The sequence below is a fragment of the Paraburkholderia sp. SARCC-3016 genome (genome assembly GCF_031119615.1).
GTDB lineage: Bacteria > Pseudomonadota > Gammaproteobacteria > Burkholderiales > Burkholderiaceae > Paraburkholderia.
Genome location: NZ_JAVHZD010000002.1, coordinates 207743 through 225610 on the forward strand (window position 1 = coordinate 207743; position 17868 = coordinate 225610).

General features: G+C 64.7%; 11 protein-coding genes, 1 pseudogene and 1 riboswitch. Of the genes and pseudogenes, 9 read left to right on the plus strand and 3 right to left on the minus strand.

The features are described 5' to 3' along the window. Positions 1-439 precede the first annotated feature (439 nt). Entirely contained in the window at positions 440-739 is a 300-nt protein-coding gene (locus QYH69_RS03330; RefSeq protein WP_308830494.1) for a hypothetical protein, read from the minus strand. 296 nt (positions 740-1035) lie between these two features. On the opposite strand from QYH69_RS03330, the gene QYH69_RS03335 reads away from it, so the two are divergent. The 7 genes and pseudogenes from QYH69_RS03335 to pdeR all read left to right on the plus strand — a co-directional run bounded on the left by QYH69_RS03335 (position 1036) and on the right by pdeR (position 13458). Beyond that, entirely contained in the window at positions 1036-1710 is a 675-nt protein-coding gene (locus QYH69_RS03335; protein ID WP_308830495.1) for an HAD family hydrolase, read from the plus strand. Between the two features lie 83 nt (positions 1711-1793). After that, entirely contained in the window at positions 1794-2291 is a 498-nt protein-coding gene (locus QYH69_RS03340) for a PRC-barrel domain-containing protein (protein ID WP_308830496.1), read from the plus strand. 14 nt (positions 2292-2305) lie between these two features. Continuing rightward, a complete protein-coding gene (locus QYH69_RS03345) occupies positions 2306-2716 on the plus strand; it encodes a DUF3175 domain-containing protein (RefSeq protein WP_308830497.1) in 411 nt (136 codons plus the stop codon). Between the two features lie 1218 nt (positions 2717-3934). After that, positions 3935-5014: pseudogene (locus QYH69_RS03350) on the plus strand (autotransporter-associated beta strand repeat-containing protein); the annotation flags it as partial. 310 nt (positions 5015-5324) lie between these two features. Next, positions 5325-6266, plus strand: coding sequence for an autotransporter domain-containing protein (locus QYH69_RS03355; RefSeq protein WP_308830627.1), 942 nt, complete (start codon positions 5325-5327; stop codon positions 6264-6266). Positions 6267-6396: 130 nt separating this feature from the next. After that, the gene (locus tag QYH69_RS03360) at positions 6397-11130 is read left to right on the plus strand and encodes a DEAD/DEAH box helicase (RefSeq protein ID WP_308830498.1); all 4734 of its coding nucleotides are present in this window, start codon (positions 6397-6399) and stop codon (positions 11128-11130) included. 315 nt (positions 11131-11445) lie between these two features. Continuing rightward, on the plus strand, positions 11446-13458 hold the full coding sequence (gene pdeR, locus QYH69_RS03365; RefSeq protein WP_308830499.1) for a cyclic di-GMP phosphodiesterase: 2013 nt from the start codon (positions 11446-11448) through the stop codon (positions 13456-13458). Between the two features lie 193 nt (positions 13459-13651). On the opposite strand, the gene QYH69_RS03370 is transcribed toward pdeR, so the two are convergent. Together QYH69_RS03370 and QYH69_RS03375 are read right to left on the minus strand one after the other, a co-directional pair. Then, positions 13652-14530, minus strand: coding sequence for a crotonase/enoyl-CoA hydratase family protein (locus QYH69_RS03370; protein ID WP_308830500.1), 879 nt, complete (start codon positions 14528-14530; stop codon positions 13652-13654). A gap of 490 nt (positions 14531-15020) precedes the next feature. Then, the gene (locus tag QYH69_RS03375) at positions 15021-16478 is read right to left on the minus strand and encodes a M20 family metallopeptidase (protein WP_308830501.1); all 1458 of its coding nucleotides are present in this window, start codon (positions 16476-16478) and stop codon (positions 15021-15023) included. A gap of 167 nt (positions 16479-16645) precedes the next feature. Between QYH69_RS03375 and QYH69_RS03380 the strand changes: the two genes are divergently transcribed. Continuing rightward, positions 16646-16963 carry a superinfection immunity protein gene (locus QYH69_RS03380; protein ID WP_308830628.1) on the plus strand — a complete coding sequence of 106 codons (318 nt, stop codon included), beginning with the start codon at positions 16646-16648 and terminating at the stop codon, positions 16961-16963. Positions 16964-17086: 123 nt separating this feature from the next. Further along, a riboswitch (ZMP/ZTP riboswitch) is annotated at positions 17087-17192 on the plus strand. Between the two features lie 23 nt (positions 17193-17215). After that, complete coding sequence (locus tag QYH69_RS03385; protein WP_308830502.1) at positions 17216-17848, plus strand: LysE family translocator; 633 nt, start codon at positions 17216-17218, stop codon at positions 17846-17848. Positions 17849-17868: the final 20 nt, after the last annotated feature.

A 17868-nucleotide genomic window follows, 5' to 3' on the forward strand; every position in this document is an offset into this window, starting at 1 on the left:
CAGTCGGCGCCTGGCGTCGGTGGATCGCCGCGAAACCGGTACGCGTCCATCGCGCACACGGCGTTGCTGCGGATCGTCACGCACTTGCAGTTGTGATGCACCTGCTGCCATCCGGTTCCCGAGGTTCGCCCCGTTTTACTGGCTAGCTCCCGAAGCTGCATCCGCCGAGGCTGCCCCGCTTGCGCCCAGAGGTCCGCTGGCCGCGGCCGGGCCGCTCATCGCGCTGCCGCCGCCCGCGGCGGCACCTGTGTCCGCACTGCTGTTATCGGCCTTCTTGCATGCGACCGTGCCGCACGCAAGCATCACGACCGACGCTGCAATACCTATGCTGCGTAATACACCGTTCATCGAGTTGTCCTCCCGTTCATGAGGGGCCGGCGCCGGCGCCGGCCGTCATCTCAGGTTCGTCCCTCATGCGGCCTCTCGTTTCGCCGCTGAGCTACTGTCCCTTCGTGTCGCTGCTCGCATTTGCACCAGGCATGTTGGTCGTATCGTTCATCTGCTTCTTCTTGCCCTTCGTCGAGTGATGTTGCATTTGCGAAGGGCTCATGCCGCTCGAGCTCGTCGCGTTCTGGCCAGCCTTGTTGGCGCCCGTGTCGTTGCCCGTCGCCATCCCGGCCCCGCCGCCGCCCGACGAGCCGCCGCCCGAGTTGCCGCCACCCCCGCCCGCGCCTTGTGCAAACGCCGCACCGGAGAGCGCGAGAAGAGCCGATACCAGCAGTGTTTTCGTGAGTTTCATCCTGTTTCTCCCTTGGATTGTTGTGCGGCCGAGGCCGCGACGCGATGCGTCACCTGCACTGCCATTTCAGCAAGCCCTGTGCCGCCGCGCCCTGGCGTCCGTATGCGCAACATCCGCGCGACATCGTCATGTATGCAATCGGCCACGCACGCGCCGCATGGCCCGTTACACTCTGCATGTACCTGCAATTTACAAGCGCAACGTAACTCTTTCGCGCAGCAACAAATGGCCCGGGCCGCGTTGCGTTATCGCAATACATGCCCCAACGACGGTCCATTCACTTGAGGGATCTCATCATGCGCATTACCACGTCGTTTCTGTTCGACCTCGATGGAACGCTGGTCGACAGCGTTTATCAGCACGTGCTCGCCTGGAAGGAAGCGCTCGATAGCGAAGGCATCGAGCTCTCGGTGTGGAGGATTCACCGCAAGATCGGCATGAGCGGGGGCCTCTTCACACATCAGCTGCTGCGCGAAACAGGCGGCGCGATCAGCGGCGAGCGTGTCGAGCGCTTGCGTTCGAAACACGCTGACGCATACCGCCGGCTCCATGCACAGGTATGTCCGCTGCCCGGGGCGCGCGAATTGCTCGCCGCGCTCGACGCGAGCGGCACGAAATGGGCGATCGCGACGAGCGGACGCATGGAAACCGCCGCCGTCAACCTGCAGGCACTCGGCGTCGATCCGGCGAAATCCGTCGTCGTCACGCGCGACGATGTCAAATATGCAAAGCCGGACCCGGACCTCTTTATCGCGGCGGCACACCGGCTCGCGGTGCCGATCGAACAGACGGTCGTGGTTGGCGACAGCATCTGGGACATGCTCGCGGCGCGCCGTTGCCGCGCCCTCGGTGTCGGCCTGCTATCGGGCGGCTACGGGCGCGAAGAGCTCGAAGGCGCGGGCGCGCTGCGCGTGTATGAAGACCCTGCCGATCTGCTGCTGCATCTCGACGAAATCGCCGCGCGGCCCTGATACGCCGTGCTGTGCATCGACTCGTTCCACTGAGGAACGTCGGTTGCTCCTACGCTCCATGTCAGAACGTTCGGAGAACCGCGATGAGCACAGGTGCAAACATCGTCGGCAGCGGCCGCGACATGGCAAATGGGCCGGGACCTGAAGTGATGGCCGCCGCGACGCTCGATGGCGATCGTGTCATAAGTTCGGATGGCCATGACATCGGCAAGCTCAAGGACATCATGCTCGACGTTCGCTCGGGACGCGTCGCGTATGCGGTGCTGTCGACCGGCGGCTTTCTTGGCATCGGCGACAAGCTGATGGCCATTCCATGGGGCGCGCTCACGCTCGACACGGACCGCAAATGCTTCGTGCTGTCTTTAACCGCCGAACGCGTGAAAAATGCGCCGGGCTTCGATAAGAATCATTGGCCGTCCATGGCGGATGAAACCTGGGCGACCTCGATTCACCAGTACTATGGACGCGAGCCGTATTGGGGAAGCGACGCAGGCAGTCGCTATCGTGCGACCGGATTCGACGCCGGCGATATTCCTCCCGGTTCGTCGAATGCGCCCGAGGCCGGCGGCGTGAAGCTTTGAGCGAGTGCGCCGCCATGGCTACGACCCATTCGCGTTCCCCCTCGCGCAAGTCCGCCGCGAAACATCCGTCCGCACGCAGCAAAGGCGGCCGGCCCGCGCGTCAACGCCATAAGCATGCGGCGCAGCAGGCCACACCCGCCGCGAACGACAAAACGCGCCGCTGGTCGCACGAGGTGATGGAGCACAGCGACGCGATGGACCTCGAGCGCGACATCTTCAAGACCGGCAATGCGCAGGACATCGCCGAATCGCTGAAGCGCTCCTCGACGCACAGCAAACGGCGCAAAGGCACGCCGTTTCAGTCCGCTATGTCGATGCTCAACTTTTATATCAACCGTGCCGGGCGGAATCTGCCCAAGAGCCGCCGCGATATATTGCAGCAGGCAAAGCGCAAGCTGCGCGAAGCGTTCGGCCGCGAACCGTGAAAGGCTGCGAGAGTGAAAGATCGAACGTCGCCGAACCATGCTGAACAACAAGGTTGACGATAAGGATGCTTAACCAGTCTGCCTGCAGGTATGTGATCTTTGCCTGCACGCGCATCAGCGCATATAACACGATGCAACCTTGTCCGCCGCTCATGGCGGCTGTTCCGTGGAACGGCGACGGTCGTGAAGAAGAAGCACGTGCCCGGTGTACGCACCGGCAGCCTCCTGTTACTTTCGAAAACACTCGCGATTCATGCGGTCGCCGCTTGCAACAGCAACGCTCCGCTGTCCAATGCGTCGGTCACGTGCAGCGGGTCCAGCTTTGCGCCCGTGATCGCGCGCAGCGGCAGCACGAACGTCTCGGTGATTGTCGCGCCCGGCGCATCGGGCAGCTTCGTGCATGCAAGCAGCCCGATCGCGTTGAGCGTCGAGCAGAGTAGCACGGCCACCAGCAACGGCACGCTATCGCTGACGGGCGGCGGCGGCACCGGCACGCAACGCGGTGCGGTCCTGCTAGCCGCGGGCAATGGCAATCGGTTGACGAACGGCGCCGGCGCCACGATCGACACGGCGGGTGCCTTCAACGATGCGATGGCCGCGAACGGCAGCGGCAATACGCTGACCAACCTCGGCGCGATCACGACCGCGGGCCCGAACGGCTACGGAATGACCGCGGCGTGGGGACAAACGAACGTCGGCCAGTTGAACAACACGCTCGTCAACGCCGGTCTGGTTAGCACATCCGGCACCAACGCGCGCGCGGCATCGATACTCGGCGGCAGCGGCACGATCAGCAATAGCGGGACGTTGTCGACAAGCGGTGCGATGAGCCCAGCCGCGTATATGCAAGGCAACAACGATCAATTGATCAACACCGGTTCGATCAATGCGACAGGTCAGGGCTCCGACGCGGTGTTTTCGAATACGGCCAGTTCGTCGTTCAATGCGCTGATCGAAAATCGCACGGGCGGTCAGATCGTGTCGCAACGCGCGGCCGGCATTCGCACGCTCAACGGCAATTCGACCGTGATCAACGCCGGGCTCGTGCAAAGCGGCATGGGCACCGCTATTTCGATGGGGGGCGGCAACGACGCGCTGATTCTGCAGACCGGCTCGACGATTGTCGGCAGCGCCGATGGCGGTACAGGCACGAACACCGTGACGCTGCAAGGAAACGGCACCGCGGCTAATGCATTCACGAACTTCCAGACGCTGCTCATGCAAGGGACACGGTGGAACTGGACCGGCACCGGTACGTTTTCGACGGCGCACGTGCAAAGCGGCACGCTCGCGCTGACCGGCACGCTCAATGCGCCCGCCAGGGTCACGGCGACAATCGATGCGGGCGCAACGATCATCGCCGATGCGGGGAATCTGCCGCTTCATGTGATCGACAACGGTCTTGTGAATTTCGCGCAGGAGGCGGACGGCACCTATAGCGGGTCGATCGAGGGCGCCGGCGCCGTGCAAAAGAATGGCGCTGGCACGTTGACGCTCGCGCCGTCCGCGACGAGCGGCAATACCTATTCGGGCGGCACGCTGATCGCGGGCGGCGTCGTGGCTATTGCCGCCGACAATGCACTTGGCGCATCGACGGGCCGCCTCGCGTTCGACGGCGGCACGTTGCAGCTGAACCAGAGTTTCGACCTCGCGGCGACGCGCACGATGACACTGAGCGCAGCGGGCGGCACGATCGATACGCAGGCATTCGATTCGACGCTCACCCAGCCCGTGACCGGCAACGGCACGCTGACCAAAACCGGCGCCGGCATGCTGCTGATGAACGGAGTCAGCACTTATAGCGGTGCTACGAACGTAACGGCCGGTACGCTCGCGGTGGGCGACCCGATGCACACGAAGGCCGCACTCGCCGGCGGCGGTGGGATGAACATCGATGCCGGCTCCACAGTGGGCGGCTATGGTTCCATAAGCGGTGCCGTGACCAACAACGGCACGCTTGCCGTGGCGAATGCGTTGCCCGCGTTCGCCGCCGCGTCCAACGGCATATTCAATGTGAACGGCGCATTGACGAATGCCGCGCTCGTCCGGATCGGCGGCCCGGCGGGCACGACGCCTGGCAACGTACTGCGCGTCGCGGGCAACTATGCAGGACGGGACGGCGCGATCGCGCTGAACACGGTCGTCGGCTTCGACGATGCGCCGTCGGACAGGCTCGTTATCGACGGCGGCAGTGCACGCGGTTCGACGGTGCTGCAGGTCGCAAACGCGGGCGGCACGGGCGCACGGACCGCGGTGAACGGCATTCGAGTGGTCGAGGCGGCAAACGGCGCGACGACCGATCCCTCGGCGTTTCGCCTGTCCGCGCCGATCAAGGCCGGCGCCTATACGTATTACCTCGCGAAGGGGGGCGTGACGGCCGGTACTGCGAACGACTGGTTCTTGCGCAACACGGTCGCACCGCAGCCGGCGTTGCCGCAGCCTGTTCCGCCATCCGGACCCGGTGCGCCGCCGTCGCCGCCCCCCTCTACCGCCCCGCCTCCCCTCCCCTTCGGATGTGGTCGCAGTACCGGTTGCGGCCGCGGGCACGCCGCCCCTGCCCGCGGCGCCGCCCGCGGGATCGGCCCCGATTCCGCTGTACCGTCGCGAAGTGCCGCTGTATGCGGCCATTTCGGGTGTCGCAAGACAGTTGGGCACTTTGCCGATCGAGACGTTTCACGATCGCCAAGGCGATCAGTCTTTGCTCGCCGGCTACGGCGCGCTGCCAGCCGGATGGGCGCGCGCATGGGGCAACCACGGCGTGCTCGCCGAAGACGGCGCCGCAAGCCCGGAATTCGATGGCGCGACATTCGGCGTGCAGGCCGGCCACGATCTGTATGCGGATGCAAACGCGAGCGGCGCGCGCGATCGCTACGGCCTCTTTATCGGATTTGCGCGCGCAACGGGCAGCGTCAATGGCTTCGCACTCGGCGCGCCGAATCTCGATGCCGGGCATCTCGCGATCGACGCGTACAGCGTCGGCGGCTACTGGACGCATATAAGCGCAAGCGGCTGGTACACCGATATGGTTTTGACGGGCGGCTCGCTTGCCGTAGAGACGCAATCGCGCGACGGCGCCGCTGCGACGACGCATGGGCACGACGTTGCCGCATCGGTCGAGGGCGGCTTGCCGTTCGCACTGTATGGCGGCGCGCTCAGCGTCGAACCGCAGGCGCAATTGATCTGGCAACACCTGTCGCTCGCAGATTTCAACGACGGCGTGTCGAGCGTCTCGTTCCATAGCGGCAATGCGCTCATCGGACGCCTCGGCATGCGGCTCAAGGGTCGCTTCACAGCAGCAGGCACGCGCATCGAACCCTGGCTGCGCGTCAGCGTGCTGCGCGCATTCGGCAGCGACGATCAGGCAAGCTTTGCCGGCAGCACGGAAATCGGTACGAAAGTCGGTCAGACTGCTGCGCAGATCGGCACGGGCGTTGCCGCGCAGCTCGCGAAATCGGCTAGCGTCTACGCCACTGTCGGCTGGCTCACGAACCTCGGCGGCGCGCATCAACGCACGATCGGCGGCAATGCGGGCGTGCGCTGGACGTGGTGAGCGGGCGCATCCGGCAGCTTCTGCGCTTCAGTCCGTCCCCTTACGCCGATACCGCCGATGGCACGCGTGCCGAAAACCTGCGAGACTTTCGTCCTGAAGACGCAATCGGGCGGCCTGCCGCCCTCTGGATATGGCTCGCCGCGCCCCCACCTACGGTCGCATGACTTCCGGCTCTTCCTCTGCCGGCGCGCTCGCCGGCTTCCACCCGGTCGTTGCCGGCTGGTTCTCGAAAACCTTCCCCGCTCCGACCGACGCACAGGCTGCCGCGTGGCCGCTGATCCGGCGCGGCCGGCCGACGCTCGTCGCCGCCCCGACCGGTTCCGGTAAAACGCTGACGGCTTTTCTGTCCGCGCTCGACGAGCTCGTGCGCGAAGGGCTCGCCAACGGCGGCACGTTGCCGGACCAGACGCTCGTCGTCTATGTATCGCCGTTGAAGGCGCTGTCGAACGATATCCGTATCAACCTGCAGGCACCGCTGGCCGGCATTGCGCAGGAACTCGCCGAGCGCGGCCTGCCGCCGCTCGAGATCCGCACCGCCGTGCGCACCGGCGACACGACGCAACAGGAGCGCGCCGCGCTGCGCAAACGCGCCGCGCACATTCTCGTCACAACGCCCGAATCGCTCTATGTGCTGCTCGGCTCGGAGTCGGGCCGCGCGATGCTATCGACCGTGCGCACAGTGATCGTCGATGAAATCCATGCGATGGCGGGCGGCAAGCGCGGCAGCCATCTCGCGCTCACGCTCGAGCGACTCGATGCATTGTGCGGTCGCCGTTTGCCGCGCATCGGGCTGTCCGCGACGCAAAAGCCGATCGGCGCCGTCGCGCATTTTCTGGTCGGCGGCGCGAGCGTCGACAGCGATGCGCCCGCGGACTGCGAAATTGTCGACGTGGGCCATGTGCGCGCACGCGACCTTGCGCTCGAAATTCCGCCGGTGCCGCTCGAAGCCGTCATGTCGAACGATGCGTGGGAGCTCGTCTATAACCGGCTCGCCGAACTGGTCGCGTTGCATCGCACGACGCTCGTGTTCGTCAACACGCGGCGCATGGCCGAACGCGCCGCGCGGCATCTGACCGATCGCCTGGGCAAGGACGCGGTCGCCGCACACCACGGCAGCCTCGCGAAAGAACATCGCTTCGATGCCGAGCAGCGCCTCAAACGCGGCGAATTGCGCCTGCTGATCGCGACCGCTTCGCTTGAACTCGGCATCGATATCGGCGACGTCGAACTCGTTTGCCAGATCGGTTCGCCGCGCGGGATCGCGCCGTTCTTGCAGCGCGTCGGGCGCTCGGGCCATCAGGTGGGCGGCATGCCGAAGGGACGTCTTTTTCCCGTATCGCGCGACGATCTGATCGAATGCGCGGCGCTGCTCGATTGCGTGCGGCGCGGCGAACTCGACGCATTGCGAATTCCACGCGCGCCGCTCGACGTGCTTGCTCAGCAGATCGTCGCCGAAGTGAGCAGTCGCGAATGGAGCGAAGATGCGCTCTTCGAGCGGTTTCGCCGCGCAGCGCCGTATGCGGCGCTCGAGCGCGAGCAATTCGATGCGGTGCTCGAGATGCTGGCCGAGGGCTTCACGACGCGCCATGGCACGCGCGCCGCGCATATCCATCGCGATGCGGTGAACGGCACGCTGCGCGGCCGGCGCGGCGGCAAGCTGTATGCGGTCACGTCCGGCGGCACGATTCCGGAAAACGCCGACTACTCGGTGATACTCGAGCCGCAAGGCGTGCAGGTCGGCACGGTCAACGAAGACTTCGCGGTCGAAAGCCTGGCCGGCGACATCTTTCAGCTCGGCAATACGTCGTACCGCATCTTGCGAGTCGAGAGCGGCCGTGTGCGCGTCGAAGATGCGCACGGCCAGCCGCCGAGTATTCCGTTCTGGCTCGGCGAAGCGCCGGGGCGCAGCGACGAGCTGTCGTTCGGCGTGGCGCGCTTGCGGCGCGAGATCGAGCGCATGTTGGCGGACGACGATGCGGGCAGTGACGGCGATGCATGCGCGGCTGCGGAGATCGTTGCACACGCAACGGAATCGAAACCTGCAGCGCGCCGCCGCGCTGCGCGCGATGCGGCGCCCGCAGCGCATGGTGCGATCGATGAAGCGCATGTCGCTGTTCATGAAGCGCCTGCGGAACCAGCCGTCGCAGAACGCTTACGCGTGACCCACGGCATGGAGCGCGGCGCCGGACGCACTATCGAACGCACAACCGAACGCAAAATCGAACGCACAATCGAACGCACAATCGGGCGGCTCGTCGACGAGATCGGCATTTTAGAGCCCGCGGCACGGCAGATTGTCGAGTATCTTGCGCGCGCGCGCCAGGCGCTGGGCGCCTTGCCGACGCAGGACACGCTCGTCATGGAGCGATTTTTCGACGAATCGGGTGGCACGCAGCTCGTCATTCACTCACCGTTCGGCAGCCGCCTGAACCGCGCATGGGGCCTTGCCCTCAGAAAGCGCTTTTGCCGCACGTTCAATTTCGAACTGCAGGCCGCCGCGACCGAAGACGCGATCATTCTTTCGCTGACCAGCAGTCACAGCTTCGCGCTTGACGAAGTGTGGCGCTATCTGAACTCGAAGAGTGCCGAACGTCTGCTGATTCAGGCACTGCTCGACGCGCCGCTGTTCAACGTGCGCTGGCGCTGGAACGCGACGACGTCGCTCGCGCTGCCGCGCTATACGGGCGGCCGCAAGACCGCGCCGCAACTGCAGCGCATGCGTAGCGAAGATCTGCTCGCGGCCATCTTTCCAGATCAGGTCGCGTGCGCCGAAAATATCGCGGGCGAGCGCGAGCTGCCGCGCCATCCGCTCGTCGAGCAAACCATCGACGACTGCCTGCACGAGGCCATGGATACCGAAGGCTGGCTGCAACTGCTGCGCCGCATCGAGCGCAAGCAGGTGGCGCTGATCGCGCGCGACCTGCCCGCGCCCTCCGCGCTCGCCGCCGAGATTCTGACCGCGAAGCCATACGCCTATCTCGACGATGCCCCGATCGAAGAACGCCGCACGCAGGCGGTGCTCAATCGCCGCTGGACCGACCCCGCGTCCGCCGACGACCTCGGCGCACTCGACGCCGACGCAATTGCCAGCGTGCGCGAAGAAGCGTGGCCGCAAGTGCGCAGTGCGGACGAAATGCACGAGGCGCTGAACACGCTCGCATGCATTACCGACGCCGAGGCGCAGCAGAACGAGGGATGGCCGGCGTGGCTCGCGACGCTTGCGCAGTCGGGCCACGCGACGCGGCTCGCCATCGCGCCGCACGACGCGCTGTGGGTGCCCGTCGAACGCCTGACCTGCGTGCGCGCACTCTACCCCGACGCGCCGTTCGAACCGAAGCTGCGCGTGCCGAAGGCCTACGCCGATGCGTGGAACGAAGACGACGCGCTCGTCGAAGTCGTACGTGCGCGGCTCTCGGGGTTCGGTCCACTGCCGTTGCCCGCACTCGCGCGTGCGCTTGCACTGCCTGCATCGGCCGTCGCGCAGGCGCTCGCGCGTCTCGAAGCGGAAGGCTATGTGATGCGCGGCCGCTTTACGCCGGGCCTCGCGCCGGACGCGTCCGATGAAGAATGGTGCGAGCGCCATCTGCTCGCGCGCATTCATCGCTACACCGTGCGCAAGCTCAGGCGCGAGATCGAACCGGTCGAGCGCCATGACTTCATGCGCTTCCTGTTCACGTGGCAGCGCGTGACGCCGGAGGCGCGCGGTACGGGCCGCGATGCGCTCGCGGCCGTGCTCGATCAGATGGAAGGCTTCGAAGCCGCCGCCGCCGCGTGGGAAGAAGACGTCCTGCCCGCTCGCCTGAACGACTACTCGCCGATGCTGCTCGATGAACTGTGCCGCGCGGGCAAGATCGTATGGACACGTTTGACCGAGCGTTCGCGCACGACGAGCGCGCCTGTGCGCAGCACGCCTGTCGTACTGTTGCCGCGACGCCACCTCAATGCGTGGCATGCGTTGTTCGATTCTCACACGCAGCCCGAACTCTCGTCGCGCGCGCAGCTCGTGTACGAAGCGTTGGCCAGTCACGGGGCGATGTTCTTCGACGAACTCGTGGCCGATGCGCATCTGCTTCCAGTGGAACTCGAAAATGCACTCGGCGAACTGGTCGCGGCGGGCCTCGTGCATTCCGATAGTTTTGCCGGCTTGCGCGCCTTGCTCAAGCCCGCGTCCGCCAAACGCAGTGCGTTTCATCACGGCCGGCGCCGCGCGGCCGTGCCGCTGACCGGCGGGATGGACGATGCGGGGCGCTGGGCGCTCGTGCAGCGACGCAAGGCGCCGGTTTCCGATGCGGCGGCAACCGTTGCGAGCGCAACGACGGCGCGGTCGCCGGCGATTTCGGGTGTCGGCGCCGCCTCTTCCGCGCGCCGCGCCCCTTTCTCGTCCGACGTCGTCGAGCACATCGCGCTGACGCTGCTGCGCCGCTATGGCGTCGTGTTCTGGCGGTTGCTCGAACGCGAAGCGCAATGGCTGCCGCCGTGGCGCGACCTGCTGCGTGTCTATCAACGGCTCGAAGCACGCGGCCAGGTGCGCGGCGGACGCTTCGTGAACGGGCTTTCGGGCGAGCAGTTCGCGTTACCGGAAGTGATTCCAGTGCTGCGCGAAGCGCGCCGGCGCAGGCAGGACGCATCCGATCGGCACGACGCCGGCAACCGTGACTTCGTTTGCATTGCTGCTACCGATCCGCTCAATCTGGTCGGTACGCTGCTGCCCGGCGACAAGGTGCCGGCCGTCGCCGGCAACCGCGTGCTGTTTCGAGACGGGGTGCCGGTCGCCACGCTGGCCGCCAGCGCGTTCAATTACCTCGAAGAAACAGATGCGGCCGCGCGCGAACAGATGCGCGCGTGCCTCGCGCGGCGCCGCTGAACTCGCAGATACGCAGGCGCGCCGCCCTATCGGCGGCCTGTTTCAGGTAGCCAGTGCGCATATTCAGGATTCGCGGCGCAATCGCAAATCGGTCGACGGCTGTATCGGCGCAACATCGTTGGCTATTGCTATTAAGAAAGTTCTGCGCTACACCGTTAACCTGTTCGGAGCCCGAAATCCGTGCTTCCTTCGCTACAATGGGGACCGCTTTCCGCACGCCGACCGTCCGCCATCCGCCCGCTTGAGTTCGTTTTTTGCTGGTTAGTTGTACCGGCGCGAGTATAGGTGGCAAATTTTGCCCGGATACCCTCATTCATGAACGACGACCAATACGATCAGGTGCACCAGGCGCTGTACGCACGGTTCGGTACCCATAGTCCATGCTGGCGCCTGTCGAGCGACAGCAATGCGCTCGAACTGTCGCCCGTTACTGGTGACGGCCCTGCCACCGCTGCCGTCGCGCTCAGCGCGCAACAGGCCGCGCAGATTCGCAGGCTGACGGGCGTCACGTCGCACCTGACGCTCGAGGTGCGTCTCTATGGCGAACCGTTGCGTCTGCATCTGGTTGGGAAAAAGCTCAATAGCAGCACGTGGGCCGGGACCGCTTCGGAATACGACGATACGGAATCGGTTGCGCGCGATCTCGTACACGGGCTCTCGTTTGCCGAACAGGTCGTTTCCGAAGTGAACTCGGTGGTCGTGATCGTCGACCGCAACGGCCGTATCCAGCGCTTCAATCGCCTTGCCGAAGAGCTGACGGGCATGAAGGAAGAAGACGTCATCGGACGCAGTGTATGGGCGCTGTTCATGTCGTCGGAAGCCGGCGCGGCGTCGAGCCAGAATATCTCGGGCTTCTTCAATCGCGGCGTCTCGTATGAGGTCGAGCGGCTCGTGCGCACCGTGCACGGCGAGCGGCTCTTCCTGTTTCGCAACAAGTTCGTGCAAAGCGGCAGCGGCATGGACGAGCAGTTCCTGATCTGCTCGGGAACCGACATCACCGAAGAACGCCGCGCGCAGGAGCGTCTATCGGAACTCGCGAACACCGATTCGCTGACCGGCCTGCCGAACCGCAACGCTATCCAGGACAAGATCCGCATGGCGATCGCGAGCGCGGCGATCGACACGTCGGTCGGCATCCTGTTTCTCGATCTCGACAACTTCAAGAAGGTCAACGATCACTACGGGCACGTGTTCGGCGACCGGCTCATTCAGGACGTGTCGGCCACCGTGCGCGATTGCCTCGATGAAGGCGACACGCTTGCGCGTCTGGGCGGCGATGAATTCATCGTGCTGTCGTCGCCGGCGACCGCCGCGTCGCTCGAGGCAACTGCTCAGCGCATTCTCGAACGGTTGCGCACGCCGTTCAGTCTCGGGCTCGTCGAGGTCTACACCGGTTGCTCGATCGGCATCGCACTCTTCCCCGAGCATGGCGACAGCCTCGAATCGCTGGTCCGCGCCGCCGATACGGCGATGTACGTTGCAAAGGACGGCGGCAAGCGCACCTATCGCGTGTTCTCGCCGGAAATGAACCGCAAGGTCGCCGAGTATATGTGGCTCGATACGAATCTGCGGCGCGGTCTCGACGAAGGACAGCTGACGCTGCACTATCAGCCGAAGCTGTCGCTCGCAACAGGTGCCGTGTGCGGCGTCGAGGCGCTCGTACGCTGGAACTCGCCCGAGCGCGGGCAGATCATGCCGGGCGAGTTCATTCGCTATGCGGAGGAATCCGGCCTGATCGGTCCGCTCGGCCGCTGGGTCATGCAGACCGCGGCCGCGCAGGCCGCGCAATGGAAAGCGCGCGGTCTCACGTTGCGCGTGGCAATCAACGTGTCGGCGCGGCAGCTCGTCGATACTGCAGTGGTCCGTCATTTCAGCGAGGCGCTGCAATGTGCGAACCTCGATCCGTGCCTCGTCGATCTCGAACTCACCGAGAGCTGTCTGATCGAAGACGAAGCCGCGGCAATCGACCTCATCACGCAATTCCGGGAACTCGGCGCACAAGTGCACCTCGACGACTTCGGCACCGGCTATTCGTCTCTTTCGCAACTCGGGCGCATTCCACTCGATGTGATCAAGCTCGACCGCAGCTTCGTGCGCTCGATCAACACGGACAGGAAAGCACAGGCGCTCGTGCGCTCGATGGTAGCGGTCGCTCAGGCGCTGCAACTGCAGGTGGTCGCCGAAGGTATCGAGACCGAAGCCGAAGAACTCTTTATGAAAGGCCTCGGCGTCGAATACGTGCAGGGCTATCTGTACAGCCAGCCGATGCCGGCTGCCGAATTCGAACAATGGCTGGTCGACCGGCAGAAGGTCCGGCTGATCGCCTGAGCGGCTCAATCCGTGCGACCTGCAAGACCCTCTGCCAACTCCGCCTACGTGCACTATCGGGCCGGGCTAGTTTCGTGAAGCTTCCTGGACGGCTGCACCGGCGTGTTCCCGATGACTGTTCCGGCTGACCGCGCCGATTGCTCACGATCTCGTTCAGCGTCGCTTCATCTTCAAATGATCGAGGCCGAGGGCGTCAGGCAACGTTCGCGTTGTGATGACGCAAGTTACCCGTGCGGCGGTTCTGCAGCATCACGAGCCGTTCCATGAACGCGAGATCCTTCTCCTCGATCGTGAACGCGGCCTCGACCCAGTCTTCGGTGATTTCCATCAACTCCGAGCGCGAAAGCTGCAGCACGCGCTGCCGTGCCCGCACCATTGCGCGGATGCCGTTCAATTTCGGCCGCAGCGTGTCGATGAAGGTACGCGTCGCGATGTACGCATCGCCCGGTTCGAACAGGTGATCGACCAGCCCTTTCGACGCGTGCCACTCGGCTGTGTGCGATTCGCCGCCGCCGATCAGCTCTTCGGCGAGACGCATGCCGGCGCGCCGCGCAACGAGCGAATAGCCGCCCATGCCCGGAAACAGATTGAACGCGATCTCGGGGAAGCCCATTCTCGCGTCGTTCTGCGCAAGCACGAAATGATGCGCGAGCGCTGCCTCGAATCCGCCGCCGAGCGCCGTACCCTCGATCATCGCGATCGAGATGGCGCCTGTGTCGAAACCGCGCGCCGCCGCATGCACGCAGTCGACACAGGCGCGCGCGTATGCCATCAGTTCCTGGCGCCGGCCAGCGCGAATCGCCTCGGCGAAGAAACTCAGGTCTCCACCGACGTTGAACATGGTTGGGATGACCGAGCCCGTCACCCAGAAATTGATCGGCAGCCCTGATTCCTGCGCGGCGCGCGCGAGGCTCAGGATGTCGTGCACGAGTTCCAGGTTGAAGCATGGCCGTGGTTGAGCACGCAGCATCATCCACATGATGTTGCGTTCTTCTTCGTAAAAAGCCGAGATTTGTGAAAGATTGCCCGCTTCAACGAACGGACGGCATGCGTGATGGCTATTCAGGTTCATTTCCAGTGGTCCTTTTAGGTTATAAAACGTCGGAAGAGCTATACGAGCCTAAAACAGACCACAATCCCGCGAGAGCGGCTGGCTAACACTTCAGCACAATTAATGGAGTGCGCGCGCCAGACCCGCCAGCGCGACTTTGCGGTAACTCGTACCGACATTCCGTGACGCAAACGATTGCGGGGGAGCACGTACAGCGACACACCCGATCAGGCCCGCCGCGGCATGGATGGGCATAACGCCATTAGAACCTTTGCTTCAATTTTTCTGTGGAAATTTCATCCCATTTATGCAATGCGAAGCGGATATATTCCCGGCGCATTTTTATTCGAATTACCGGAGAGAAGTGAATAGCGCCGGGGGACCGGCGCGTGGGGCTGCGGGCAGGATGACGGCCGCGGCAGCGCACGGCCGGGGATGCGACATTTCGGTGTACGTGGCGACGATGCACATGCTCTGTGCACGACCGCATGCGATCAGGAGACCCGAGCGTTCACGGCGCGGCCGCGATCACTTCGGCCACGCAGGCCGTAAGCTTCTTGCCGTACGGTACGTGCAGGAACTCGTTGGGACCGTGCGCATTCGACTTCGGTCCGAGCACGCCGCACACCATGAACTGCGACTGCGGAAAGCCCGCTTTCAATACGTTCATCAACGGGATCGTGCCGCCCTGGCCGATATAGGCGCAGTCGGCGCCGAAGTGCTGTCGCGATGCGTCGTTCAATGCGGCGCCGAGCCAGCTTGCGACGTCCGGAGCGTTCCAGCCGGTCGCCGCGCCGCTGTCGGGCTTGAACGTGACTTTCGCGTTGTAAGGCGGGTCGAGTTCGAGCAACGCTTGCAGTTCATTGACAGCCTTGCTGGCGTCGACGAGCGGCGGCAGCCGCAGCGACAGCTTGAACGCGGTGCGCGGGCGCAGTACGTTGCCCGCGTCGGCGAGCGACGGCAGGCCGGCCGCACCGGTCACCGCAAGCGACGGGCGCCACGTCGAATTGAGCAGCGCGTCTTTCGGGTCGGTAGTGGTCGGCAGCACTTGCCGGCCGTCCTGACCGCACGCCCAGGGCATTTTCTTCCACACGTCGTCGCCGAGTATCGTCGCGGTCGCTTCGGCTTCGCGCATTCGCTCGGGCGGTATCGGGCAATGAAAGCCTTTTGGCAGCAGATTGCCCGTCGATGCGTCTTCGAGCCGCTCGAACAGTTGCCGCATGATGCGGAAGCTCGAAGGCGCAATACCGCCGTAGGAGCCCGAATGAATACCCTCGTCGAGCACCTGCACCTCGAGGTCGCCCGAAACGAGGCCGCGCAGCGACGTGGTGAGCCAGAGCTGGTCGTAATTGCCCGCGCCCGAATCAAGGCACACGACGAGGCCGACTTTGCCGAGCCGGTCGCGCAGTGCATCGACATACGGCAGCAGGTCGTAACTGCCCGACTCCTCGCAGGTTTCGACGAGCCCGACGCAGCGCGGCCGTTCGACGCCTTGCGCATCGAGCGCCGCGAGCGCGGTGACACTCGCGTAGATCGCGTAGCCATCGTCGGCGCCACCGCGGCCATAGAGCTTGCCGTCTTCGAGCTTCGGCACCCAGGGGCCGAGGTCGTTGCGCCAGCCCGCGAATTCCGGCTGCTTGTCGAGATGCCCATACAACACGATGGTTTCGGTGCTGCCCGAGCGCGTCGCAGGCGATTCGAAGAAGATCACCGGCGTGCGGCCCGGCAGCCGCACCACTTCGAGCTTCAGGCCGCGCACCGGCTGCGTTTCGGCCCACTTGGCCGCTTCGGTGACGACGCGCTCGATATAGCCGTGCTTCTGCCAGTCAGGATCGAACGCCGGGCTTTTGGCCGGGACGGCGATGTAGTCGGTCAGCGCGGGAACGATCTCGTCGTTCCATTTGCGCTCGACGAAATCGCGCAGCGTGTTGGGGTCCAGTTTCGATTGCGTAGTGGCGTCGGAAATCATCGCGGCATGTCCGGTCGGTGAAAAAACACATGATAGTCCCGATCATGCGCGTCGCCGCGAAGGCGCGTCGCCGCGCGCCGCATGCGGCGCGGTACGGCTCCGCGCTGCGCGAGCGCAGCGTTCGCGCGACAATGGTGCATTCGTCATGCATGCCCCCTGGCAATCTCATGGAGAATCTCGTCATACAAGGCGTCGCGGCTATCGTCGCGCTCGGCATCTATTTCCTGCCATCGATCATCGCCGACCGGCGCAAACGCTACGATCTGCTGACTATCGCGCTCTTCAACGCCGTGGTCGGCTGGACCGTGTTCGGCTGGCTGCTTGCGCTTTATTGGGCGCTACAGCCGAATCCGCCGAAAAACGTGGCCGGCGAAATCGTGAAGTCGCGCAAGATCGTGAGCATGCGCAAGTTTTCGACGATGCTCGCCGATCGCGTGCGCCTGCGCTCGTCGCGCACCGAGGCGCGCGAGCGTTCGTCGAAGTGAAGTGTAAGGTGTGAACGGTGAGGGCCGGCCGCCGCCTCTGCTGTCGGGCGGACATACCGCTGAATAGGCTTCCTGTCGACACGTGCATGGGCCGGCGCAACAGCTGTTGTCATGGGATAATCCTGCGGTTCGCGCAACTGGCGCTACGAGATGGATCACCATCGGGGAACGCGAACCGCACTCCGCCGCTGGCCGGAATCGCGAATCGCCGCGCGCCTGGGCATTGCCTCGATCTTGTCACGGAGACATGCAATGCCCGAACACACCTCTCTTCTCGCTTTCGGCCTCGTCGCACTGGGCATGGCACTGACGCCCGGCCCGAATATGGTTTACCTCGTCTCGCGCTCGATCTGCCAGGGACGCACGGCGGGGCTGATTTCGCTCGGCGGCGTCGCGCTCGGTTTTGTCGTCTATTTGTTGTGTGCGGCCTTCGGCATTACCGCGCTGCTGCTTGCCGTGCCGTTCGCGTACGACGCGCTGCGCTTCGGCGGTGCGCTTTATCTGTTGTGGCTCGCATGGCAAGCGGTAAAGCCCGGCGGACGTTCGCCGTTTCAAGTGCGCACACTGCCCGCTGACAGCCGGGGCAAGCTGTTTGCGATGGGCTTTGTGACCAATCTGCTGAACCCGAAAATCGCCGTGCTTTATCTGTCGCTGCTGCCGCAGTTCATCGATCCGCTACACGGCAGCGTGCTCGGCCAGTCGCTCGCGCTGGGCTTCGTGCAGATCGCGCTTAGCATGTGCGTGAACGCGGCGGTCGCGATGACCGCGGGTTCGATTGCCGGGTTTCTTGCGCGCCGGCCGACATGGCTCGCGGTGCAACGCTGGATGATGGGCACGGTGCTGACGGGTCTGGCCGTGCGAATGGCCATGGAGGCGCGGCGCTAGGCCGCTTACCGACAGGCGCG